Origin of the sequence: Micromonospora fluostatini, from assembly GCF_050410825.1 — a bacterium.
Taxonomy (GTDB): Bacteria; Actinomycetota; Actinomycetes; order Mycobacteriales; family Micromonosporaceae; genus Micromonospora; species Micromonospora rosaria.
This window is the reverse complement of sequence record NZ_CP191251.1, coordinates 78,340-100,885: the sequence shown is the minus strand read 5'-3', so window position 1 is coordinate 100,885 and position 22,546 is coordinate 78,340. Positions and strand designations below refer to the sequence as shown.

Below are 22,546 nucleotides of genomic sequence, written 5' to 3'. Positions count from 1 at the left end.
CCCACCCCGCCGCCCCCCGCCACCCCCGACCCGTCCGGTGGCGAGCCGGCCGTCGGGCAGGTCCTCGACCCGTCCGCGTTGCCCACCGGCCAGCCGGGCCTCGGTGAGCTGGCACAGGCCGCCGCGCGGGTCGCCGAGGCCCGGCTCGCCGCGCCCGCCGTCCGGCTCGCCGACGTGGTACCGGCGCCGGAGCGGGTGCAGCCCGACCCGGACGCCGACTTCCTGCTGCCGGAGACGGCCGTGCTCCGGGTCACCACCGACCCGGCCGCCCGGGACGTCGCCGAGCAGCTCGCCGACCTGCTCCGCCCGGCGACCGGGTACCCGCTTCCGGTGGCCGACACGACCGACCCGCAGCCACGCGGCGGCATCGCGCTGGTGCTCGACCCGCTGCTGCTCGCCCCGGCGCCCGACCCCGCCCCCCGGCCCGCCGGCCGGGTCCCCGCTCCCCGGACCGCCGACGGCCACGGCGACGGCGACGGCGACGGCGACGGCGACGGCGACGGCGACGGCGACGGCGACGGCGACGGCGACTGTGGCGGCGACCGTGGCGGCGACGGACCGGGGCTCGGCCCGGAGGGGTACCGGCTCGACGTCACCGCCGACGGGGTCCGGATCAGCGCCGGTAGCGCGGCCGGGCTGTTCCACGGCGTGCAGACCCTGCGCCAGCTCCTCCCGGCCACGGTCGAGAGCGGCACACCGGTCGCCGGCCCCTGGGTGCTGCCGGGCGGGACGATCGTCGACCGCCCCCGGTTCGGGTACCGGGGCGCGATGCTCGACGTGGCCCGGCACTTCTTCGGCGTGTCCGACGTGCTCCGGGTGGTCGACCACCTGGCCCGGTACAAGCTCAACCACCTGCACCTGCACCTCACCGACGACCAGGGCTGGCGGCTCGCGGTCGACTCGTGGCCCCGGCTGGCCACGGTCGGCGGGGCGTCCGAGGTCGGCGGCGGCCCCGGCGGCCACTACACCCGCGACGACTACCGGCGGATCGTGGCGTACGCGGCCCGGCGGCACGTCACCGTGGTCCCCGAGATCGACCTGCCCGGCCACACCAACGCGGCGCTGACCGCGTACCCGGAGCTGGCGCCGGACCGGGTCGCGCCGCCGCCGTACACCGGCACCGAGGTCGGGTTCAGCTACGTCGACCCGGCCAGCGAGCGGACGTACGCCTTCGTCGCCGACGTGCTGGCCGAGCTGGCCGCCGACACCCCGGGCCCGTACCTGCACGTCGGCGGGGACGAGGCGTTCAAGGTGCCAACCGCCGCGTACGCCGGGTTCGTCGAGCGGGTGCAGCGGATCGTCGCCGGCCTGGGCCGGACGGTCGTCGGCTGGCACCAGATCGCCCCGGCCGCGCACGTCGACGGGCGGGTCGTCCAGTGGTGGGGCACCGACGGCGACGACCCGGGCACCGCCGAGGCGGTCCGCCGGGGCGCCCGCCTGATCCTCTCCCCCGCCAACCACGCCTACCTGGACATGAAGTACGCCCCGGAGACCCCGATCGGGCACGACTGGGCCGGCCTGCTCGACGTGCACCGGGCGTACGCCTGGGACCCGGGCGCGCACCTGGCCGGGGTACCGGCGGCGGCGGTCCTCGGCGTCGAGGCACCCCTGTGGACGGAGTCGGTGACCTCGCTGGCCGAGATCGAGTTCATGCTCTTCCCCCGGCTGCCCGCGATCGCCGAACTGGGCTGGTCACCCCGGTCGACACACGACTGGGCCGGGTTCCGGGACCGGCTGGCCGGGCACGGCCCCCGCTGGACGGCCGCCGGGATCACCTACCACCGCGCCCCCGAGGTGCCCTGGCCGCCCACGCCGACCCTGCCCACGCCCCGGGAGCCGGCCCACCCCGTACCTGACTGACCCGCTGGCCGGGGCGCAGCCGCAGGCTCCCGCCGCAGCGGTGCCCAGCCGGCGGGGTCACTGCCGTAGCTGCGCGGCCGTAGGTCGTCGGCTCAGCTGTTCGGTGCCGGGCGGGCGGCCCGCCACTGTGGGGCCAGCACCGACCAGACCTCGATGTCCTGCCGCTGGCCCCGGTACAGGTAGCTCTCCCGCAGCACCCCGTCCCGGCTCATGCCGAGCCGCCGGGCCACCGCGATGCTGGCCGCGTTCGCCGACGAGACACGCCACTCGATCCGGTGGATGCTCCGCTCCTCGACCGCCCAGTCGATGATCACGCGGCAGGCCCGGGTGACCAGGCCCCGGCCCACCGCCGCCGGCTCCAGCCAGCAGCCCGCCTCGGCGGCACCGTTGACCAGGTCCATCGTCCGGAAGAGCACCCCGCCGACCAGGTGACCCCCGAGCCAGATGCCGTAGATCCGGCCGGTGTCGGCGGCGGTCTTCTCCGCGTACGACCGCAGGAACGCCCGGCTCGACGCCAGGTCGGTGACCACGTCGGTGAGCCCCACGTACCGGCCGATGTACTCGCGGCCCCGGTCCAGGTGGGCCAGGAACTCCCCGGCCCGCCACGGCTCCAGCGGGCGCAGCTCCGCGTCGTCGCCCAGCGGCACCGCGAACATGATCAGCCTCCCCGTCCGGCGTGTCGTCGCGCGGGGATCCTCCCACGCCCGGCCCCGGCGTGGCAGGACCGTCGTCGCGCCCCTGACCTCCGTGGCGCGGTCACCGCGCCGGTGGTTCAGCCGCCGGAGTCGGCCAGCTCGGCGCCCTCCGGGGCGGTGTCGTCGTCCCGGCTGGCCAGCCAGCCGTCGGGCAGGAAGACCTTGCCCGGCGAGTTGGTCCGACCGCGCGGCTGGCCCAGCGTCTCCACCGGGAACGGCGCGTCCGGGTCGAGCTTGCCGAGCAGGTCGTCCAGCTCGGCCAGGCTGTCGATCATGGCGAGGGCCCGGCGCAGCTCGCTGCCGATCGGAAAGCCCTTGAGGTACCAGGCGACGTGCTTGCGGAAGTCGGTGCAGCCGTCCCGCTCGCCCCGGGCCGGGTTGCGGGCTCCGGCGGTGAACTGGTCGACCAGCAGCTCGGCGTGCCGGCGCATGGTCCGGGTCACCTCGCCCAGGGTGGGCAGCCGCCGCTCGGGGCGGCCGGCGAAGGCCGCCTCCAGGTCGGCGAAGAGCCACGGTCGGCCCAGGCAGCCCCGGCCGACCACCACCCCGTCCACGCCGGTGTGCGCCACCATCCTTAGCGCGTCGTCGGCCTCCCAGATGTCACCGTTGCCGAGCACCGGCACGTCCAGCGCCTGCTTCAGGGTGGCGATGGCGTCCCAGTCGGCGGTGCCCGAGTAGCGCTGCGCGGCGGTACGCCCGTGCAGGGCGACCCAGGCGACCCCGGCCTCCTGGGCGGCCAGCCCCGCCTCGACGTACGTCAGGTGGTCGTCGTCGATGCCCTTGCGCATCTTCACCGTGACCGGCACCCCGGCGGGTGCGGCGGCGTCCACCGCGGCCGTGACCAGCCGGGCGAAGAGCCGGCGGCGCCACGGCAGGGCCGCCCCGCCGCCGCGCCGGGTGACCTTCGGCACCGGGCAGCCGAAGTTGAGGTCGATGTGGTCGGCGAGGTCCTTCTCCACCACGATCCGGACCGCCTGCGCGGTGGTCTCCGGGTCGGTCCCGTAGAGCTGGAGGCTGCGCGGGCGCTCGGCGTCCCCGAAGGCGATCATGCGCAGCGTCTTCGGGTTCCGCTCGACCAGCGCGACCGTCGTGATCATCTCGCAGACGTAGATCCCGCCGCCCTGCTCCCGGCAGAGCTGCCGGAACCCGACATTGGTGATCCCGGCCATCGGGGCGAGCACCACCGGCGGCCACACCTCGTGCCGCCCCAGGACCAGCCCACGCTCACTCACCCACCCAGTGTAAGGAAGGGCCCCCTCTTAACGCTTTCTGCATAGCAGGGGCCCCCTGTTAACACCGGCACACCGCAGGCGGGCCGGCCTGCGGGGCGGAGGGCGCATAGCACAGCGGGCCGGTCGGTGGGGCGTCGTCCCCAGGGCGCGGCGTCGTCCACAGGCGGAGCCGACGGGGCGGACGGCGACCGGGGCGGCCCGGCAGGCTGCGCGGCATGGTTGAACACCCACCCGAGCTGGAGCGCACGGCGGAGCGCCAGCAGCAGATCGTCACCCGGGCCCAGCTCCTGTCCGCCGGCCTCGACGACATGCACCTGTACCGGCAGACCCGACGCGGACGGTGGCAGCGGGTCCTCCCGGCGACGTACGCCCTGTTCACCGGCGCCCTCACCGACGAGCAGCGGCGCATCTCGGCCGCCCTCTACGCCGGCCCGGACGCGCAGCTCACCGGGCTGGCCGCGCTGGGCTGGTACGGCTTCCGGTACAGCCCGCGCAGCGACGCCGTCCAGCTCGTCGTGCCGCACCACGCCCGGCGCCGGTCGTCGGGGTACGCGACGATCTCCCGGGCGCTCGCGCTCGACGGCCGGGCCCGGCACACGGCGCTCTACCCGGTCTGTTCGCCGGCCCGCGCGGTGGTCGACGCAGCCCGCGACCTGCGCCAGCTCCGGCCGGTCCGGGCCGTCGTCGCGGAGGCCGTGCAACGGGGGTACGCCGACCTGGGCGCGCTGGACGCGGAGATCCGCCGGGCCCGGCGCAGCCGCACGGCGCTGGTGCGCAAGGCGTTCGCCGAGGTCCTGGCCGGTACCCGGTCCGCGCCGGAGGCGGAGCTGCGGGAGTGCCTGGCCGGCAGCCGGGTGCTGCCGGATGTCCTGTGGAACCCGCGCCTGTCGAGCGCGACCGGGACGCCGTTGCCCACCCCGGACGGGTACCTGGCCGACGCGGCGGTGGCGGTGGAGGTGGACTCGCAGGAGTTCCACTTCAGCCCCGGCGACTGGGCCCGGACGCTCGACCGGCACAACGAGCTGAGCCGGTACGGCGTGCTGATCCTGCACTTCACCCCGGCGCAGGTCCGGCGGGAGCCGGCCCGGGTACGCCGCACCGTCGAGGAGGCGTACGAGTCCCGGCGCGGGCTCGGCGCCACCACCGGAGTCCACGCCGAACCTCTCGCCGGGGCACCCCACGACGCGCCGCCCGGGGCGACGGCCCCTCGGGAGGGGGTGTGAGAAGGGGCCCCTTCTCGACCGTAGAGGTTAAGAAGGGGCCCTTCCTTACACCGTCAGCAGCCGGGGAGGCGCTCGATCAGGTACCGCTCGACCTGGTCGAGGGAGATCCGCTCCTGGGTCATGGTGTCCCGGTTGCGGACGGTCACCGCGTTGTCGTCCAGGGTGTCGAAGTCGACGGTGACGCAGAACGGGGTGCCGATCTCGTCCTGGCGGCGGTACCGGCGGCCGATGGCCTGCGAGTCGTCGAACTCGACCACCCAGCGCTTGCGCAGGTCGGCGGCGAGCCCCTTGGCCTTCGGGGAGAGCGCCTCGTTGCGCGACAGCGGCAGCACGGCCACCTTGACCGGGGCGAGCCGGGGGTCGAACCGCATGACGGTGCGCTTGTCCACCCCGCCCTTGGTGTTCGGGGCCTCGTCCTCGTCGTACGCCTCCAGCAGGAAGGCCAGCACCGCCCGGGTCAGGCCGGCGGCCGGCTCGATCACGTACGGGATCCAGCGCTCGCCCTTGGTCTGGTCGAAGTACGACAGGTCGACGCCGGAGTGCTTGCTGTGCGTGGCGAGGTCGAAGTCGGTCCGGTTGGCGATCCCCTCCAGCTCGGCGAACTCGCTGCCGCCGAACTGGAACTTGTACTCGATGTCGACGGTGCGCTTCGAGTAGTGGGAGAGCTTCTCCTTGGGGTGCTCGTAGAAGCGCAGGTTCCCCTCGGTCAGCCCCAGGTCGACGTACCAGTTCCAGCGCTCCTGCAACCAGTACTCGTGCCAGGTCTCGTCGGTGCCCGGCTCGACGAAGAACTCCATCTCCATCTGCTCGAACTCGCGGGTCCGGAAGATGAAGTTGCCCGGGGTGATCTCGTTGCGGAACGACTTGCCGGTCTGCGCGATGCCGAACGGCGGCTTCTTCCGGGCCACCGTCTCGACGTTGCGGTAGTTGACGAAGATGCCCTGGGCGGTCTCGGGCCGCAGGTAGTGCAGCCCCTCGTCGCTCTCCACCGGGCCGAGGTAGGTCTTCATCAGGCCGTTGAACATCTTCGGCTCGGTGAAGGTCCCCTTGTTGCCGCAGTTGGGGCAGTTCAGCTCGGTCAGCGAGGTCAGCGGCTTGCCGTGCTTGGCCTCGTACGCCTCTTCGAGGTGGTCGGCGCGGAACCGCTTGTGGCAGGACTGGCACTCGGTGAGCGGGTCGACGAACTCGGCGATGTGGCCGCTGGCCTCCCAGACCTTGCGGGCCAGGATGACCGCCGAGTCCAGGCCGACGACGTCGTCGCGCTGCTGGACCATCGTCCGCCACCACTGCCGGCGGACGTTCTCCTTCAACTCCACGCCGAGCGGACCGTAGTCCCACGCCGACCGGGTGCCTCCGTAGATCTCACTGGAGGGGAAGACGAAACCCCGGCGCTTGGCGAGGCTGACGACGGCGTCGATACGGTCGGCTGGCATGTTTCCTCCTACGCCGACTGGCGGTCGGCGGGGACGTGAGGTGGACGGTACGTACGGTCGGGACAACGGTACGACCACCACGGTCCCGACCCCCGCACATTACCGGTGACGGTCAGTCGACCCCGCAGACCTCCAGGCCGCCGCTCTGGGTGTCCGGTGCCAGGGTGACCCGCTGGGTGCCCCGGTCCCCGTCGGCGTAGCTGACGTCCACCGTCACGGTGAGGTTGACCTCGTCGACGTTCTGCACCCGGAACGAGGAGATCTCCGGCTCGGCGGCGGTCCGCCGCTCGAAGTCCGGCTTCGTCTCGCGGCGCCGCTCGGCGGGGCAGAGCATGTCGTACGCCTCGCCGTACTTCTTCTCCACCAGCGCCCGGTAGTAGTCGTCGGTGACCGCCCGCCCCTGCTCGTCGAGGGCGCGCACGTTGGTCACCGCCAGGCCGACCACCGCCGCGCCGCCGCCACCGCAGCAGAGCAGCACCGCCAGCGCCCCGACGCCGAGCCCGAGCCAGAGCCGCTTCTGCCCGCCCTCGGTCGGGGGCGCGGCGAAGGGTGGGGCCACCCCCGGCCCCGGCGGCGGCGGTGGCGGTGGCGGCCCGTCCGTCGCCGGTCCGGGCGGCACCGGGTACGGCTGCGGGGTGGCCGGTCCGGGATCGGTCATACGTGCAGGGTAGTGCCCAGAGTTCAGCGGTACGGTTCAGCCGCCCGATCACTGGCGGCCACCACCACCGCGCCCCCGGCTGCGGCGCTGGCCAGCGCCTCGTACGCGGAGGGCTCGTCGATCGACTCGGCGAGCAGCGGCGTGGCGTGGATCTTGACGTCGAAGTCGCCGAGCGCCCGCCGGTACGTGCCGACCGACTCCCACTCGGTGAGCAGGCTCCAGTGGCGCGGGTCGTCCAGCGCCCGCAGCAACTGCCCGCGCAGGTACCCGGGGCGGGCGGCGAGAGCGGTGAGGGCGGCGTGCGCCCGCTCGGTGAAGGTGTCGGCGGCGTCGGGTTCCACCACGAACCGGTTGGTGACCAGCACCCGGGTCCTCCTCGTAGAGTCTGTGGCATGCAGCGTACGCAGCGGTCCCTGCCGGCCCGACTGGCCCGGCTGAATCCGACGGCGGTGTTCCTGGCCACCCTGGCGCTGATCCTGGTGGCGCTCTTCGCGCCGGGCCCGTTGGGCGGAATGTTGTTGCTGCTGCTCGCGGGGGGTCTGGTCGCCCTGTCGGTGACCACCTGGCCGGTGCAGACCCCGGCGAACCGGGCGATCCGGCTGATCGTGATCACGGCGCTGGTCGGGCTGGCCCTGGCCAGGATCCTGTGATCCCGCCGATCCGCCGCGCCGGCCGGGCACGCCGGCACTCCGCACCGGTCCCGAGCAGGGCTCATGCAATCATGCGGCTTTGACAATCAATTTCGTTAGGGCGGAGAGTGGGGGCATGAACAGCCGCTCCACTCCCCGCACCCTGGCCGCCGTCACCACCGCCCTGCTCGCCCTGGGCGGCGCGGCGGCGTGCGGCACCGACGAGACTGCCGGCAGCTCCCCGGACCGCATCGACGTGGTCGCCGGCTTCTACCCGTTGCAGTTCGTCACCGAGCGGGTCGGTGGGGACGCGGTGACCGTCACCAACCTGGCCAAGCCGGGATCCCATCCGCACGACATGGAGCTGAGCCCGAGCCAGGTGGGCCAGATCAGCCAGGCCGAGCTGGTGGTCTTCCTGGACGGCTTCCAGCCCGCGGTGGACACCGCCGTCGAGCAGAACGCCGAGGACCGGGCCTTCGACGTGGCCACCGTGCAGCCGTTGCTGGACGCCGCCGCCGGCGGGCACAGCCACGACCACGGCGACGGGGACGACCACGAGGGCGAGGACGGGCACGACCACGATCACGACCACGAGGGCGAGGAGAAGCACGCCGACGAGAAGCCGGCGGCCGAGGAGCAGCACGCGGAGGGCGACGGGGCCAAGGACCCGCACGTCTGGCTCGACCCGACCCGCCTGGCGACCATCGGCGACAAGCTCGCCGAGCGGCTCGGGCAGCTCGCCCCGGAGCGGGCCGCCGACTTCACCACCCGCGCCCAGCAGTTCCGTACCGAGCTGGAGCAGCTCGACGGCGAGTTCAGCAAGGGGCTGGAGACCTGCCAGCGCCGGGAGATCGTGGTCAGCCACACCGCCTTCGGCTACCTCACCCAGCGGTACGAGCTGGAGCAGATCGGCATCACCGGGCTGACCCCGGAGAACGAGCCCTCTCCCCAGCGTCTCGCCGCGGTCGCCGAGGAGGCTCGGGCGCACAAGGCCACCACGATCTTCTTCGAGACGCTGGTCAGCCCGAAGGTCGCCGAGACCATCGCCGCCGAGGTCGGCGCGAAGACCGCCGTGCTGGATCCGCTGGAGGGACTGTCCGCGACGGGCGACGGCGACTATTTTTCGGTGATGCGCGCCAACCTCCAGGCTCTCCGAACGGCTCTGAGCTGCTCGTGAGCACACCTGTCATCTCCGTCACGCACGGGGCGGTCGGTTACGACGGCCGCCCCGTGCTGCGGGACGTCTCGTTCACCGTCACCGCCGGTGAGGTGGTCGCCGTGCTCGGGGCCAACGGCTCCGGCAAGTCGACCCTGATCCGCGCGGTGCTCGGGCTGGTCCCGCTCACCGCCGGCTCCGTCGAGCTGTTCGGCACCCCGCAGCGCCGGTTCCGGCGGTGGCACCGGATCGGGTACGTCCCGCAGCGCCTCGGTGCCGGCAGCGGCGTACCGGCCACCGTCCGGGAGGTCGTCGCCTCCGGCCGGCTGGCCCGCCGGGGGGTGCTGCGGCCCCCCGGTGCCGCCGACCGGGCCGCCGTGGCCGCCGCGCTGGAGGCCGTCGGCCTCGCCGACCGGGCCCGCGACCCGGTCGCCACCCTCTCCGGCGGCCAGCAGCAACGCACCCTGATCGCGCGGGCCCTGGCCGGGCAGCCGGACCTGCTGGTCCTCGACGAGCCCACCGCCGGGGTCGACGCGGCCAGCCAGGAGGCCTTCGCCACGGCGCTGCGCGGCTTCGTCGTCGGCGGCGGGACGGTGCTCCTGGTCGCCCACGAGCTGGGCCCGCTGCGTCCGGTGACCAGCCGGGCGCTGGTGGTGCACCAGGGCGGCATCGCCCACGACGGCGCGGTGCCGGAGCCGGCCGGGCACCACGCCGAGCCCGACCACGACCACGTGCACCCGCACGGTCCCGACGAGCCCGTGGGGCTGTGGAGCAGATGAGCATCGAACTCTTCCAGTACCCGTACATGCAGCGGGCCCTGATCGGCGCCCTGGTGATCGGCCTGGCCGCACCGGCGCTCGGCATCTACCTGGTGCAGCGCCGGCTGGCGCTGATCGGCGACGGGGTGGGGCACGTGGCGCTGACCGGGGTCGGCGCCGGGCTGCTGCTCAACCGGTCCCCGGTGCTGGTGGCGGTGGTCGCGGCGATCATCGGGGCGGTCGCCATCGAACTGGTCCGGGCCCGGGGGCGGACCAGCGGGGACCTCGCCCTGGCGCTGCTCTTCTACGGCGGCATAGCCGGTGGCGTGATGCTGGTCGGGCTCTCCGACAGCACCAACGCCAACCTCAACGCGTACCTGTTCGGCTCGCTGACCACCATCTCGTCGACCGACCTGACCGCCATCGCGGTGCTCGGCGCGGCGATCACGGTGGTCATGCTGGCGCTGCGCCCGGCGCTCTTCGCGGTCTGCCACGACGAGGAGTACGCCCGGGTCTCCGGCCTGCCGGTGCGTACCCTCAACCTGCTGATCGCGGTCACCACGGCGGTGACCGTCACGATCGCCATGCGGGCCGTCGGGGTGCTGCTGATCAGCGCGCTGATGGTGGTGCCGGTGGCCACCGCGCAGCAGGTCACCCGGGGATTCCGCAGCACCATGACGGCAGCGATGGCGCTCGGGCTCTTCGCCGCCGGGGGCGGGGTCTTCGTCGCCGCCAACGTCGACACCGCGCCGGGAGCCTCGGTGGTGCTGCTGGCGATCGCGTCGTTCCTGGTCGTGGCGGTCGCCGGGGCGGCCTGGCGGGTGCTGCGCCGCCGCCGGGCCCCGGTCGCCGCGCCCGCCCCGGAGCCGCACGAGGTGGTGCTGCGCTGATCCTGGTTTCCGGCCGCCGGCTGGTAACGGTTACCGTTGCAGGGTGACCAGCGCGAACGGCTACGACTCGTACGAGGGTGCGAGCGAGTTGCTGCGGGCGCTCTCGGCACCGATCCGGCTGGCCATCGTCAGCGAACTGGCCGAGGGCGAACGCTGCGTGCACGAGCTGGTGGAGAAGCTCGGCGCGACCCAGCCGCTGGTCTCCCAGCACCTGCGGGTGCTGCGCGGTGCCGGGGTGGTACGCGGCTCGCGGCGCGGCCGGGAGATCGCCTACGCCCTGGTCGACGAGCACGTCGCGCACATCGTGGCCGACGCGGTCGATCACGCCGGGGAGGGATCGTGACCGAGGAGAGCGGCACCACCGTCCGCAACACCCGCCAGCGCAGCGCGGTCAGCGCCCTGCTCGGCGAGGTCGAGGGCTTCCACAGCGCCCAGGATCTGCACGCGATGCTGCGGGAGCGGGGCGAACGGGTCGGCCTGACCACGGTCTACCGGACGTTGCAGGGGCTCGCCGACGCGGGCGAGATCGACGTCATGCGCCCGCCGGGCGGCGAGCACCTCTACCGCCGGTGCAGCGAGGGGCACCACCACCACCTGGTCTGCCGCTCCTGCGGGCGGACCGTCGAGGTGGCCGGCCCGGCCGTGGAGTCCTGGGCCGACCGGGTCGCCGCGCAACACGGGTACTCCGACGTCAGCCACACGCTGGAGATCTTCGGCACCTGCCCGGCCTGCGCGCCCTGACCCCGCCCGCTGCCCGCGCCCTGCGCGGCGTCCCCCGGCCGGTGGTCGGGGCATCGACGGGTGGGCGGGGGCGTGACACGCTGTCCGGCGTGAAAATCTACGCTGACCGCTCCCCCGTCGCCCTCCGTCAGCTCCTCACCGACCTGCTCGTCGTCGCCTGGGTGTACGCCTCGATCCGGGGCGCGCTGTGGCTGCACGACCTGGTGCAGAAGCTCGCCGTACCCGGGCAGAAGATGGAGGGGGCCGGCGGTGGCCTGGCCGACAACCTGGCCGACGCGGGCGGCAAGGTCGGCCGGGTACCGCTGGTCGGCGACGAGCTGACCGCGCCCTTCGAACGGGCCGCCGGGGCCGCGCGGGCGCTGGCCGAGGCCGGCCGCGACCAGCAGGAACTGATCGACCAGCTCGCCCTGGCCCTCGCGGTGGCCGTCCTGATCTTCCCGCTCGGGCTGGTGCTGGTCGGCTGGCTGCCGCTGCGGGTGCGCTGGATGCGCCGGGCCGGCGCGGCGGCGGCGCTGGCCGGCGTCCCCGCCGGCCGGGACCTGCTGGCCCTGCGCGCCCTGGCCAACCAGCCGGTACGGCGGCTGACCCGGATCACCCCCGACGTCGCCGAGGCGTGGCGGCGCGGCGACGACGCCACCGTGGACGCCCTGGCCGAGCTGGAACTCCGCCGCCTCGGCGTCCGCCGCCGCTGACCCACCCCCGCCCCGCCCGTGCCGGGGTGCAAGGAAGGGCCCCTTATTAACACGTGGCGGGTGAGAAGGGTTCCCTTCTCTACCGTATGCGTTAACAGGGGGCCCTTCCTTACACCTCAGCGCGCCTCAGCGGAGGCGGCGGCGGACGTCCTCGGTGGTGCTGGGGCCGGGCGTCCAGGGGGCCACCCAGGGCTGGTCGGTGGGGGGCGTCACCACCCCCTCCTCCAGCGCCGCGTACCGACCGGCGAGGATCCGCTTCGCCGCGGCCACGTCGACCCGGTCGGTGTTCGACCACAGTGCGGTGAAGAGCTGGTCGATGCGGAGCTGGGCCTGCCGGCAGAACAGGTCGGCCAGTTCCAGGTTCTCCGGGTGGGCGTCGCGCTCGGCGTGCGCCCGTACGCAGACCGCGCTCATCGCGAACAGCTCCGCGCCGATGTCCACCACCCGGCCGAGGAACGCCTGCTTGCGCTCCATCTTGCCCTGCCAGCGGGACATCGCGTAGAACGTCGACCGGGCCAGCTTGCGGCTGTACCGCTCGACCTGGCGCAGGTGCCCGGCGAGCGGGCCGAACCCGGCGTACGCGGTCGGCGACTGGCCCCGGCCGACGGCCAGGGTGGGCAGCCACTTCGCGTAGAACGCCCCGGCGCGCGCCCCGGCCTTCGCCTTGCGGCCGAGACCGGCGTCCGGGTCGATGATGTCCCCGGCGACGGAGAGGTGGGCGTCGACCGCCTCCCGGGCGATGAGCAGGTGCATGATCTCGGTGGAGCCCTCGAAGATCCGGTTGATCCGCAGGTCCCGCAGGATCTGCTCGACGGCGGCCGGCCGTTCGCCCCGGGCGGCGAGCGAGTCGGCGGTCTCGTACCCGCGACCACCCCGGATCTGGACCAGCTCGTCGGCGATGGTCCAGGCCATCTCGCTGGCGTAGAGCTTGACCAGCGCCGCCTCGATCCGGATGTCGTTGCGGTCGTCGTCGGCGAGCAGGCAGCACAGGTCGAGCATGGTCTCCATGCCGTACGTGGTCGCGGCGATGAAGGCCAGCTTCTGGGCGACCGCCTCGTGCTCGCCGACCGGCCGGCCCCACTGGACCCGGTCGGCGGCCCACTCCCGGGCCACGTTCAGCGACCACTTGCCGGCTCCGACGCACATCGCGGGCAGCGACAGCCGGCCGGTGTTCAGCGTGGTGAGGGCGATCTTCAACCCCTTGCCCTCGCCGCCGATGACGTTCTCCTTGGGGACGAAGACGTCGTGGAAGCGGGTGAGGCTGTTCTCCAGGCCGCGCAGCCCGACGAAGGAGTTGCGTCGCTCGACGGTGATGCCCTCGGCGTCCCCCTCGACGACGAAGGCGGTGATCCCGCCGCGCCGCCCCTCGGTGGCCGGCACCCGCGCCATCACCACCAGCAGGGTCGCGACGGTACCGTTGGTCGCCCAGAGCTTCACCCCGTTGAGCCGGTACCCGGTACCGTCGGCGGTGGGCTCGGCGGTGGTGCCGAGCCGGGCCGGGTCGGAGCCGACGTCCGGCTCGGTGAGCAGGAACGCGGAGACCTCACCGGCGGCGAGCCGGGGCAGGAAGCGCTGCTTCTGCTCGGCGCTGCCGAACATCTTCAACGGCTGCGGCACCCCGATCGACTGGTGCGCCGAGAGCAGCGCGCCGATCGCCGGGCTGACCGACCCGGCCAGCATCAGCGCCCGGCAGTAGTGCAGGTTGGTCAGGCCGAGGCCGCCGTACTCTCGGTCGATCTTCATGCCGAACGCGCCGAGGTCGGCCAGGCCGTGGAACACCTCGTCGGGGATGCGGGCGTCCCGTTCGATCGCCGCGCCGTCCACCTCGCTGGTTACGTACGCGCGCAGCCGCCCGAGGAACTCCTCGGCGCGGGCGCTGTCGGCCGGGTCGGGGCGCGGCCAGGGGTCGATCAGGTCCAGGCGGAGCCGGCCGAGGAAGAGTTCCTTGCCGAAGCTGGGCCGGTCCCAGGCCGCCTCGCGGGCCGCCTCGGCGACCTGCCGAGCCTCCTTCTCGCTGACCTGCCCCGCCTCGCCGGGCAGCGGCCCCGCCCCGTCACCGGGTCCGGCCGACTCGGGCGACGCGGCGTGCCCAGCCGCCGGAGCCGGCACGGGGTGCTCGGTCGTCGTCGCCGGGGCCGGCGCGGGGTCCGCGTCGGCCCCGGTTCGGTCGTTGCGCATGGTGGTCACGGGCTGCCTCCTCGGGTCCGGCTGCACGGTCGGTGGCTCCGAACGAGCGCTACTCCCGGGTAGTTACCCAGGAGTAGCGTCCGGTACGCCTCTATTCGGACCTGCCCGGCCCTCACTGGGCCCCGGCGTCGGTTCCGTCACCGTTGCGCCCCTCGGTTCCGTCACCGTTGTGCCCAGGTGGGCGAACGGTCCGAGCCGGCCGGGCGGATCGGCGGCGACCAGGGGTCAGGCCGGGGTGTCCTCGTCGTCGTCGAGGTCGTCCTCGCCCCAGTTGCGTCGAGCGAACGGCAGCGCCGCCCAGAAGGTCAGGAACCAGACCCCGGTGCACCCGGTGAGCAGCAGCGCCACCCAGAAGGGCAACACGAAGTCGGTGACCAGCAGGACCGCGCTGACCATCGCGACCAGCATGAAGGCGAGACCACCGCTGGCCATCCGGTGCGCGAAGCGGACCAGTTCCGGCTTGCGACCCTGCCGGAACAACGCCCGGTGGAAGGCGACCGGCGAGATGATCATCGCGGTGGCGGCGGCAGCGGCCAGCAGCGCGACGATGTAGACGTCCCGTTGGAAGTTCGTGGTCTCGCTGAAGCCGGCGCTGAACGGCAGGGTGAGCAGGAAGGCGAAGAGGATCTGCACGCCGGTCTGCGCGACCCGCAACTCCTGGAGCAGGTCGGCGAAGTTGCGCTGCCAGCGCTGCTTCTCGGTTTCCTTCGACACGCGCAACCTCCGTGAAGACGTACCGCCCACGGGGTCCACCCCCGGTTGGCGACAACGCCTGTGCCCGGCACCGGGCACCACGAAACCAACTCATGTCCGTCGCTGCGGCCGGTGTCGGCCGGGGCGACCGGCGGGTCACGACCCCCGGCGGATCCGCCCTGCGTACCGGGCCTCCAGGGCGGCGTTGTGCGCGTCCCCGTCGGGAATGTTCGCCGACAGGTACACCGGCGCGGGCACACCGACGTCGAGCAGCCGGGCCACCACCTCGACCACGATCTGCTGCGCCAGCAACGCGGCGGTGATCGAGGAGACCGCGCCCACCGCACCGCCGCCGGGTAACGGCAGGGTCGCGTCGCCGTACGGGGCGCCGTTGTCCAGCACCACGTCGGCGAAGTCGGCCACCTTGCGCCCGGAGGGGTGCCGGGAGGTCATCCGCGCCGAGTGCGCGGCGGAGGTGATCACGACCAGGCCGTGCCCGCGCTCCCTGACCAGCGCGGCGAACTCCACCATCGCGCCGTTGACCCCGGAGTTGGAGGCGAGCACGAAGACGTCCGACGGGCTGACCGGGGTGAGGTCGAGCAGCCGGTGCGCCACCGCCGGATCGCGTTCCAGCATCGGCCCGAGCAGGTCCGGCGACTCGCCGCCGCGCAGCACCACGTCCCGCAGCGCGATCCGGTTGGTCGGCACCAGCCCGCCGGCCCGGCCGGCGATCTCCATGGCCAGGGCCTCGGAGTGACCGGTGCCGAAGGCGTGCACCACCCCGTCGGCGCGGACCGCGTCGGCGATCAGGTCCGCCGCGCGGGTCACCGCCTCCCGCTGGCCGGCGGAGACCCGCCCGATCGCCTCGGTCACCGCCGCCAGGTACGCGTCCGCGCTCACCGTCATGCGTCCTCCGTCCGTCGGGGTCACCGGGCCGTACCGACCCGGGCCAGGATCGCCTCGGCGAGCGCGGCGGGGGCCTCGTCGGGAATCCAGTGGCTCACCCCGGTCAGTTCGACGAGGCGGTACTCCCCCGTCACCTGGGCGGCGCACGCCTCGGCGGCGGTCCGGCCGACGGCCGGGTCCTGGTCGCTCCAGACGAACGTCGTCGGCACCCGGGCCGGGGCGACCTCGGCCAGGTCGGTCGGGGACATCGCCCGGTACCAGTTCAGCGCGGCGGTGAGCGCCCCGGGCTCGCGCATCGGCGCGGCGTACCGGTCCACCCGGTCGGCGTCGCCGACCCCGGTGAGCAGCGCCCGCAGCGCCGTCGCGTCGTCGGCGAGCAGGACGTCCTCCGCCTTCCCCGGCTGCCGGAACAACCCGATGTACGCCGAGCGGTCCCGCTGTTCCGGGTCGGTGCCCAGGGCGTACGCCATCGCGGCCGGGTGCGGGACGGAGACGGCGGTGAGCGTGCGGACCCGGTCGGCGTGCCCGGCGGCCAGGTGCCAGGCGACCAGCGCGCCCCAGTCGTGCCCGACCAGGTGCACCCGGGGCGCTTCGAGGGCGTCGAGCAGGGCGAGCGCGTCGGCGACGCACTCGGTGATCCGGTAGTCGGCGACCTCGGGTGGCCGGGCGTCGGGTGAGTAGCCCCGCTGGTCCGGCGCGTACGTGCGCAGCCCGGCGGCGTGCAGCGCCGGGAGCACGTCGTCGAACTCGCCGCCGTGCTGAGGGAAGCCGTGCAGCAGGAGCACCGGCTCACCCGTCGCCGGCCCGCCGGAACGTACCTCGAAGGTGAGCCCGCGCGCGTCGATCCGCATGATCGGGAGCCTACCCACTCCGGGGCGTCCTACTCGTACGGGCGTTTCGGGGCGGGCACCTCCCGCCAGGTCTCCACGTCCAGGTAGGGGATCTCCGCGTCGTTGACCGGGTCACGGCCGACCCGGTCGCTGTAGCGGCCGACCACCTCCACCCAGGTGTCGTCGGGCAGCCCGACCGGCGCCTGACCGGTCAGGCCGAGCTTGACCGGACGCCCGTCGGCGGCGCAGCAGGAGAGCACCATCCGGGCCAGGATCGGCCTTTTGTCCGGGCCGGTGGCGATGAAGCCGGTGAGGTGGACCCGGCGGTCCCCGAGCGACGCCCCCGCGTCGAACAGCGCCCGGGAGGCGTAGTCCAGCACGGTGATCCGCGCCGGATCCTCGTCGGGCAGGGCGGGATAGTCGGGCAACCCGTCACCGGGGATCGTGGTGCCGGCCTGGCTGACCGCGTACGAACCGAGCGCGGGCGGGGCGACCAGCAGCAGCCCGAGCACCGGCAGCAGGAGCAGCCACCCGACCCGGGGCTCGTGGTGGCCGTGCCCGCCGTGGTCGCCGGGCTCGCCGGGCTCGGCGTGGTCGCCCTGGCCGCTCGGCGTGCCGCCCCGGCCGGGCAGGAGCGGGCGCAACTCGTACCAGAGGGTCATCACCGCGGCGGCGATCAGCGCGATCCCGGCGGCGACGAGGAACGGGCGCAGCCCCTCCTTGACGTACCGCAGGTAGAGGTCGGTGACGCTGGCCCGGACCACGGCCCCGCCGAGCAGGAGCAGGACGACCGCCTGTGCCTGCCGGTTCACAGCAGCACCGCCCCGACGGCCACCGCCACCGTCACCGCGACCACGAAGGTCGCCGGCGCGAAACGGTACGCGAACCGGCGGCCGAAGACCCCGGACTGCATCGCGACGAGCTTGAGGTCGACCATCGGACCCACCACCAGGAAGACCAGCCGGGACGTGAGGGAGAACTGGGACAGCGACGCCGCCACGAAGGCGTCCGCCTCGGAGCAGAGCGAGAGCAGCACGGCGAGCAGGGCCAGGACGAGCACGGAGAGCACCGGGTTGTCGGCGAGGGTCTGCAACCAGCGCTCCGGCACCAGGACGTTGATGCTGGCCGCCGCCATCGCGCCGAGGACCAGGAAGCCACCGGCGTGCACCACGTCGTGCCGGACCGCCGACCAGAACGCCGCCCCGCGGGAGAGCCCGTCCAGGTCGGGGCGGTGCGGGAGCCGGATCCAGTCGGTCCGGCCCAGCCGCAGCCAGAGCCATCCCATGATCATCGCCACGACCAGGCTGGCCAGGCCCCGGGCGAGGACCATCTCCGGGTTGCCGGGGAAGGCGACCGCCGTGGCGGTCAGCACGATCGGGTTGATCGCCGGGGCGGCGAGCAGGAAGGCCAGCGCGGCGGCCGGGGTGACGCCCCGGCGCATCAGCGACCCGGCGATCGGCACCGCGCCGCACTCGCAGCCGGGCAGCACCACCCCCGCCGCGCTGGCCACCGGCACGGCCAGCGCCGGTCGCCGGGGCAGCGCCCGGGCCCAGAACGAGCGGGGCACGTAGACCGCGATCACCGCCGAGAGCAGCACCCCGAAGACCAGGAACGGCACGGCCTGCACCATGATCGAGACGAAGACGGTGGTCCAGGTCTGCAACCGGGGCGTGGAGAGCAGCCCCGCCACCGGCTCGCGGAAGATCACCAGCAGGACCAGCAGGGCGGCGAGCACCTCCACCGACCCGATCCGGTCGCCGAGCAGCCGGCGGCCCCCGTCCGGCCTCCCGCCCCCCACCGGCCCGCCCGTCGGCGGCGCGGTGGGCCCACCCGGCGACGACGGGTCGGAAGCGCCCGGGCGCGGGGTGGAAGCATCTGGTGGGGAGTCGGGAGCGCCCGGTGGCGGGGCCGGCGCGGCCAGTCGACCGGGTTGCCCGGTCGCGGCCCGCTCGCCGCCCTCGACAGATCCGCCGTCCACCCGTGACACCCGCCCGCCTCGTCGATCGTCACGCCGTCCCGCCCCGCCGCCGGGGCCCTGACGGCCGCCTGAGAGTACTGCCCGCGACGGGACCGCGTCGATGCGTGCCACGCGGCCTGTGGAAAAGCCGCCGGATCGGCGCATCGCACCGCGTCGGGACACCTGAAGTAGCGGGTCGCGACGCCGGGAGAAGCCCGTCGAGCCATCGGGACAAGCGCGCCGCGACACCGGCAGGAGCGCGCCTGGGCGACTCCGCCCGCTGCGGTGAGCAGCGAAAAGATCACTTTGCCCGGCGATCTTCCGAGGTGTTAGCGTCGATGAGACAACTTCACCTCCGACAGGGGAGCGCACAGCGCTGAGAGTGCGGGCCGGGGCCCGCAGACCCTCGAACCTGATCTGGGTAATGCCAGCGCAGGGAGTTCGGTCGACCTCCAGCCGCGCCGTCGTCCGGCCAACCGGACGCGGCGTGCGTCTTCTCCTGGTTCGCAGTCCGGACTGGGAGCAATCACGTGAACCGCACCGACACGCACCGCTGGCGGACGATCGACATCGTGGTCGCCGCCGTGATCGCCGTCTCCTTCGGCGTGATCTTCTGGGCCTGGGGCCTGGTCTGGCGGGCCGCCGACCCGGCCTTCGCCGCCGCCCCGGCGACCCAGGCCATCATGTACGGCGTCTGGCTGGTGCCGGCCGTCCTCGGCGGGCTGGTGATCCGCAAGCCCGGCGCCGCCCTCTTCTGCGAGGCGGTGGCCGCCACCATCTCGGCGCTGCTCGGCTCGGAGTGGGGCGGGATCACCATCGTCCAGGGCCTGATCCAGGGGCTCGGCGCCGAACTGGCCTTCGCCGCCTTCCGGTACCGCTCGTTCCGGCTGCCGGTCGCGGCGCTCGCCGGCGCGCTCACCGGCCTCGGCGCCGCCCTGTTCGACTTCGTCGTCTGGAACGCCGAGTACGACCTCGTCACCTACCGCCTGCCCTACGCGGCGCTGACCGTGGTGAGCGCGACCCTGATCGCGGGGGTCGGCGGGCACTACCTGACCCGGGCCCTCGCCGGCACCGGCGTCCTCGACCGTTTCCCCGCCGCCCGCGACCGCACCCCGGTCTGACCCGGCCGCCCACTGTGTCGATCATGGAGTTGACGTCCCGCGACACGACGTGCCGGCCGGTCAACTCCATGATCGACGGGCCGGGGAGGGGCGGGGCGACGGGCCGGAAGGGGGCGGGGCGACGGGCCGGAAGGGGGCGGGGCGACGGGGCAGGGAGGGGGCGGGGCGTGAGCGGGGTGTGGGTGCGGGGGTTCGGGTGGCGGCACGCGGGGCGGAGGCGGTGGGCCGTGCGCGGGGTGGACCTGCGTGTCGAGCGCGGCGAGCGGGTGCTGCTGCTCGGGCCGTCGGGGGCCGGTAAGAGCACCCTGCTGGCGGCGCTGGCCGGGCTGTTGCCCGAGGACTCCGGTGAGCAGGAGGGCAGCGTCGAGGTCGACGGGGTCGACCCGCGCAAGGACCGGGAACGGGTCGGCATCGTCTTCCAGGATCCGCAGACCCAGCTCGTGATGGCCCGCAGCGGCGACGACGTCGCGTTCGGCCTGGAGAACCGGGGGGTGCCGGCGGACGAGATCTGGCCCCGGGTCGACGCGGCGCTGCGCCGGGTCGGCTTCCCGTACCACCGGGACCGGCCCACCGCCGCGCTCTCCGGCGGCGAGCAGCAGCGGCTCGCCCTGGCCGGGACGCTCGCCCTGCGCCCCGGCCTGCTGCTGCTCGACGAGCCGACCGCGAACCTCGACCCGGCCGGGGCGGACCTGGTCCGCGCGGCGATCGCCGGCGCGCTCGACGAGGACACCACCCTGGTCCTGGTCGAGCACCGGGTCGCCGAGGCGCTGCCCCTGGTCGACCGGGTGGTGGTGCTGGAACCGGGCGGCGGGGTGCGCGCGGACGGGCCACCGGAGACCGTCTTCGCCGCGCACGGGGACGCCCTGGCGGCCGAGGGGGTCTGGGTGCCGGGCCGGCCGGTGCCGTCGCGCCGCGCCCGCACCCCGGCCGGTGCCCCGTTGCTCACCGCCGACCGGCTCGGCCTGCCGCCCCGGCTGGCCGCCACCGACCTGACCGTACGGGCCGGGGAGGCGCTCGCCGTGCGGGGGCCGAACGGCGCCGGCAAGTCCACCCTGGCCCTGCTCCTCGGTGGACTGCTGCGCCCCGGCACCGGCCGGGTGACCGCCGGGGCCGACCTGGCCGGCCGGGACGCCCGTACTCCCCCGCACCGGTGGCGGGCGCCGGCGCTGGCCCGCCGGATCGGGTCGGTGTTCCAGGACCCGGAGCACCAGTTCGTCACCGCCACCGTCCGCGACGAACTCGCCCTCGGCCCGCGCCGTACCGGTCGACCGGAGGAGGCGGTCCGGGCCACCGTGGACGAACTGCTGGAGCGGCTGCGGCTGACCCGGCTGGCCGGGGCCAACCCGTACACCCTCTCGGGTGGCGAGGCGCGACGGCTGAGCGTGGCGACCGCCCTGGCCACCGCGCCCCGCCTGCTGATCTGCGACGAGCCCACCTTCGGGCAGGACCGGCGGACCTGGCTGGAGCTGCTGGACCTCTTCGCCGACCTGCGCGACGCCGGGCACGGCGTCGTCACGGTCACCCACGACCCGGACTTCGTCGCCGCGCTCGCTGACCGGACCGTCGTCCTGTCCCGGGCCGACGGGGGCACCGGCCCGGCCCCGGCCGACCGGACCGTCGGGGGCGACGATGCTCCAGGTTGAGCCGGTCGCCGTGCCGGGCGCGCCGCTGGCCCGGCGCAACCCGGTGGCGAAGCTGGCGGCGGCGCTGGTCTTCTCGGTACTGCTGATCGCCACCCTGGACCCGGTGGCCCCGGCGATCGCCATCGCCGTCGAACTGGCGCTGCTCCCGCTGTTCGGGGTCCGCTACCGGGTGCTGGCCCGGCGGGCGGCACCACTGCTGGTGGGCGCGGTGGGCATCCTGGTCACGCTGGTGCTCTTCGCCGCCGACCGGTCCGGTACGACGCTGGTCGCGGCGGGTCCGGTGCTGGTCACCTCGGGGGTCCTGGTGACCGCGCTCGGGCTGGTGCTGCGGATGTTCGCGGTGGCGCTGCCCGGGGTGATCGTCTTCGCCACCACCGACCCGACGGACCTGGCCGACGCGCTGATCCAGAACGCGAGGGCGCCGGCCCGGTTCGCCATCGGCGCGCTGGCCGCGTTCCGGCTGGTGCCGCTGCTCGCCGAGGAGTGGCAGATGATCAGCATGGCCCGCCGGGCGCGCGGGGTGGACGCCGGGCGCAACCCGGTGGCCCGGCTGCGCCTGTTCGCCTCGACCGCGTTCGCCCTGCTGGTCGGCGCGATCCGCCGGGGTACCCGGCTGGCGGTGGCGATGGACGCCCGGGGCTTCGACGCGGGCACCCCGCGCACCGTCGCCCGCCGGCAACGGTTCACCGTCGCCGACGGGCTGCTGGTCGCCGGGGCGGCGGCGCTGGCCGGGGCCGCGCTGGCGGTCAGCGTCGCCCTCGGCACCTTCCGCCCCCTGATCGGCTGACCCTCCCCGGCGGTGCTCAGCTCCGCCGGAAGGCGTACCGGCGGGTCTGACCGGCGGAGCGGCCACGGCCGGAGATCGCCCCGCGCCGGCCGTCCTGCCGCGGTCCCGCCGTCGGCGTCGCCGACGGGGCGGGTCCGCCCGGCCGGACCACCGGTTCGACCGACGACGCCGACGGCACCAGCCCTGCGGGCCGGGCCGGCAGGTCGGCGGGCCGGGCCGGCAGGTCGGCGGGCCGGGCCGGCAGGTCGGCGGGCCGGGCCGGCACGCCCGCCGGCGGGACCAGGCCAGCCGGCGGGACCGGGCCAGCCGGCGGGACCAGGCTGGCCGGCGGGACCAGGCTGGCCGGCGGGGTCGCCGGCGGCGCGTCCACCGGGGACGGTGCGGGCGACGGGGTACGGGACTTCTTCGGGTTGCGGGCAGCAGGCATCTGGTGGCTCCTCGTGGGAACGGGACCG

At 74.5% G+C, this 22,546-nt stretch carries 24 protein-coding genes and 1 riboswitch; of the genes, 12 read left to right on the top strand and 12 right to left on the bottom strand.

Annotation, left to right across the window (positions count from 1 at the left end; translation table 11 throughout):
• The first annotated feature begins 78 nt into the window (after positions 1 to 78).
• A complete protein-coding gene (locus ACQUFX_RS00470) occupies positions 79 to 1,860 on the top strand; it encodes a family 20 glycosylhydrolase (RefSeq protein ID WP_428966814.1) in 1,782 nt (593 codons plus the stop codon).
• Between the two features lie 92 nt (positions 1,861 to 1,952).
• Here ACQUFX_RS00470 and ACQUFX_RS00465 read toward each other — a convergent pair whose 3' ends face one another.
• Both ACQUFX_RS00465 and dusB read right to left on the bottom strand, forming a co-directional pair.
• On the bottom strand, positions 1,953 to 2,516 hold the full coding sequence (locus ACQUFX_RS00465) for a GNAT family N-acetyltransferase (RefSeq protein WP_428964045.1): 564 nt from the start codon (positions 2,514 to 2,516) through the stop codon (positions 1,953 to 1,955).
• Between the two features lie 116 nt (positions 2,517 to 2,632).
• Complete coding sequence (gene dusB / locus ACQUFX_RS00460; RefSeq protein ID WP_428964044.1) at positions 2,633 to 3,787, bottom strand: tRNA dihydrouridine synthase DusB; 1,155 nt, start codon at positions 3,785 to 3,787, stop codon at positions 2,633 to 2,635.
• A gap of 215 nt (positions 3,788 to 4,002) precedes the next feature.
• Between dusB and ACQUFX_RS00455 the strand changes: the two genes are divergently transcribed.
• Positions 4,003 to 5,010 (top strand): type IV toxin-antitoxin system AbiEi family antitoxin domain-containing protein, encoded by a 1,008-nt coding sequence (locus ACQUFX_RS00455; protein WP_428964043.1) that lies wholly within the window; start codon positions 4,003 to 4,005, stop codon positions 5,008 to 5,010.
• Positions 5,011 to 5,063: 53 nt separating this feature from the next.
• Here ACQUFX_RS00455 and ACQUFX_RS00450 read toward each other — a convergent pair whose 3' ends face one another.
• The 3 genes from ACQUFX_RS00450 to ACQUFX_RS00440 form a co-directional block, all read right to left on the bottom strand.
• Positions 5,064 to 6,443 carry a glycine--tRNA ligase gene (locus ACQUFX_RS00450; protein WP_428964042.1) on the bottom strand — a complete coding sequence of 460 codons (1,380 nt, stop codon included), beginning with the start codon at positions 6,441 to 6,443 and terminating at the stop codon, positions 5,064 to 5,066.
• 112 nt (positions 6,444 to 6,555) lie between these two features.
• Complete coding sequence (locus ACQUFX_RS00445; protein ID WP_428964041.1) at positions 6,556 to 7,101, bottom strand: Rv0361 family membrane protein; 546 nt, start codon at positions 7,099 to 7,101, stop codon at positions 6,556 to 6,558.
• Positions 7,102 to 7,124: 23 nt separating this feature from the next.
• On the bottom strand, positions 7,125 to 7,466 hold the full coding sequence (locus tag ACQUFX_RS00440) for an antibiotic biosynthesis monooxygenase family protein (RefSeq protein WP_067359693.1): 342 nt from the start codon (positions 7,464 to 7,466) through the stop codon (positions 7,125 to 7,127).
• Positions 7,467 to 7,493: 27 nt separating this feature from the next.
• On the opposite strand from ACQUFX_RS00440, the gene ACQUFX_RS00435 reads away from it, so the two are divergent.
• The 7 genes from ACQUFX_RS00435 (at position 7,494) to ACQUFX_RS00405 (ending at position 11,967) form a co-directional block, all read left to right on the top strand.
• Entirely contained in the window at positions 7,494 to 7,751 is a 258-nt protein-coding gene (locus tag ACQUFX_RS00435; RefSeq protein ID WP_428964040.1) for a DUF6703 family protein, read from the top strand.
• A gap of 115 nt (positions 7,752 to 7,866) precedes the next feature.
• Complete coding sequence (locus tag ACQUFX_RS00430) at positions 7,867 to 8,907, top strand: metal ABC transporter substrate-binding protein (RefSeq protein WP_428964039.1); 1,041 nt, start codon at positions 7,867 to 7,869, stop codon at positions 8,905 to 8,907.
• Positions 8,904 to 9,665 carry a metal ABC transporter ATP-binding protein gene (locus tag ACQUFX_RS00425; RefSeq protein ID WP_428964038.1) on the top strand — a complete coding sequence of 254 codons (762 nt, stop codon included), beginning with the start codon at positions 8,904 to 8,906 and terminating at the stop codon, positions 9,663 to 9,665. Before ACQUFX_RS00430 ends, ACQUFX_RS00425 begins: the two co-directional genes overlap by 4 nt.
• Before the next feature lie 2 nt (positions 9,666 to 9,667).
• Entirely contained in the window at positions 9,668 to 10,534 is an 867-nt protein-coding gene (locus ACQUFX_RS00420) for a metal ABC transporter permease (protein ID WP_428966813.1), read from the top strand.
• A gap of 43 nt (positions 10,535 to 10,577) precedes the next feature.
• Positions 10,578 to 10,877, top strand: a complete 300-nt coding sequence (locus ACQUFX_RS00415) for an ArsR/SmtB family transcription factor (RefSeq protein WP_067359697.1) — start codon at positions 10,578 to 10,580, stop codon at positions 10,875 to 10,877.
• Positions 10,874 to 11,275, top strand: coding sequence for a Fur family transcriptional regulator (locus tag ACQUFX_RS00410; RefSeq protein ID WP_428964037.1), 402 nt, complete (start codon positions 10,874 to 10,876; stop codon positions 11,273 to 11,275). The genes ACQUFX_RS00415 and ACQUFX_RS00410 overlap by 4 nt, the downstream gene beginning before the upstream one ends.
• An 89-nt stretch (positions 11,276 to 11,364) precedes the next feature.
• Positions 11,365 to 11,967 carry a hypothetical protein gene (locus ACQUFX_RS00405; protein ID WP_428964036.1) on the top strand — a complete coding sequence of 201 codons (603 nt, stop codon included), beginning with the start codon at positions 11,365 to 11,367 and terminating at the stop codon, positions 11,965 to 11,967.
• Between the two features lie 126 nt (positions 11,968 to 12,093).
• Here ACQUFX_RS00405 and ACQUFX_RS00400 read toward each other — a convergent pair whose 3' ends face one another.
• From ACQUFX_RS00400 to ACQUFX_RS00375, 6 genes are all read right to left on the bottom strand, one after another.
• Positions 12,094 to 14,145, bottom strand: a complete 2,052-nt coding sequence (locus tag ACQUFX_RS00400) for an acyl-CoA dehydrogenase family protein (RefSeq protein ID WP_428966812.1) — start codon at positions 14,143 to 14,145, stop codon at positions 12,094 to 12,096.
• A gap of 234 nt (positions 14,146 to 14,379) precedes the next feature.
• Positions 14,380 to 14,868 (bottom strand): DUF6328 family protein, encoded by a 489-nt coding sequence (locus ACQUFX_RS00395; RefSeq protein WP_428964035.1) that lies wholly within the window; start codon positions 14,866 to 14,868, stop codon positions 14,380 to 14,382.
• A 135-nt stretch (positions 14,869 to 15,003) separates the two neighbouring features.
• Positions 15,004 to 15,753 (bottom strand): sugar isomerase domain-containing protein, encoded by a 750-nt coding sequence (locus ACQUFX_RS00390; RefSeq protein WP_428964034.1) that lies wholly within the window; start codon positions 15,751 to 15,753, stop codon positions 15,004 to 15,006.
• Between the two features lie 20 nt (positions 15,754 to 15,773).
• Entirely contained in the window at positions 15,774 to 16,604 is an 831-nt protein-coding gene (locus tag ACQUFX_RS00385; RefSeq protein WP_428964033.1) for an alpha/beta fold hydrolase, read from the bottom strand.
• A 29-nt stretch (positions 16,605 to 16,633) separates the two neighbouring features.
• On the bottom strand, positions 16,634 to 17,395 hold the full coding sequence (locus ACQUFX_RS00380; RefSeq protein WP_428964032.1) for a TIGR03943 family putative permease subunit: 762 nt from the start codon (positions 17,393 to 17,395) through the stop codon (positions 16,634 to 16,636).
• On the bottom strand, positions 17,392 to 18,381 hold the full coding sequence (locus ACQUFX_RS00375) for a permease (protein WP_428964031.1): 990 nt from the start codon (positions 18,379 to 18,381) through the stop codon (positions 17,392 to 17,394). The genes ACQUFX_RS00380 and ACQUFX_RS00375 overlap by 4 nt, the downstream gene beginning before the upstream one ends.
• Positions 18,382 to 18,890: 509 nt before the next feature.
• Positions 18,891 to 18,997, top strand: a riboswitch (TPP riboswitch).
• Between the two features lie 73 nt (positions 18,998 to 19,070).
• Here ACQUFX_RS00375 and ACQUFX_RS00370 point away from each other — a divergent pair.
• The 3 genes from ACQUFX_RS00370 to ACQUFX_RS00360 all read left to right on the top strand — a co-directional run bounded on the left by ACQUFX_RS00370 (position 19,071) and on the right by ACQUFX_RS00360 (position 22,091).
• Positions 19,071 to 19,661 (top strand): ECF transporter S component, encoded by a 591-nt coding sequence (locus ACQUFX_RS00370; protein WP_428964030.1) that lies wholly within the window; start codon positions 19,071 to 19,073, stop codon positions 19,659 to 19,661.
• Between the two features lie 167 nt (positions 19,662 to 19,828).
• Positions 19,829 to 21,304 (top strand): ABC transporter ATP-binding protein, encoded by a 1,476-nt coding sequence (locus ACQUFX_RS00365; protein WP_428964029.1) that lies wholly within the window; start codon positions 19,829 to 19,831, stop codon positions 21,302 to 21,304.
• Complete coding sequence (locus tag ACQUFX_RS00360) at positions 21,291 to 22,091, top strand: energy-coupling factor transporter transmembrane component T family protein (RefSeq protein WP_067359706.1); 801 nt, start codon at positions 21,291 to 21,293, stop codon at positions 22,089 to 22,091. Before ACQUFX_RS00365 ends, ACQUFX_RS00360 begins: the two co-directional genes overlap by 14 nt.
• Before the next feature lie 16 nt (positions 22,092 to 22,107).
• Here the strand turns inward: ACQUFX_RS00360 and ACQUFX_RS00355 are convergent, their stop codons facing one another.
• Positions 22,108 to 22,518 (bottom strand): hypothetical protein, encoded by a 411-nt coding sequence (locus tag ACQUFX_RS00355; RefSeq protein WP_428964028.1) that lies wholly within the window; start codon positions 22,516 to 22,518, stop codon positions 22,108 to 22,110.
• Between the last annotated feature and the right edge of the window lie 28 nt (positions 22,519 to 22,546).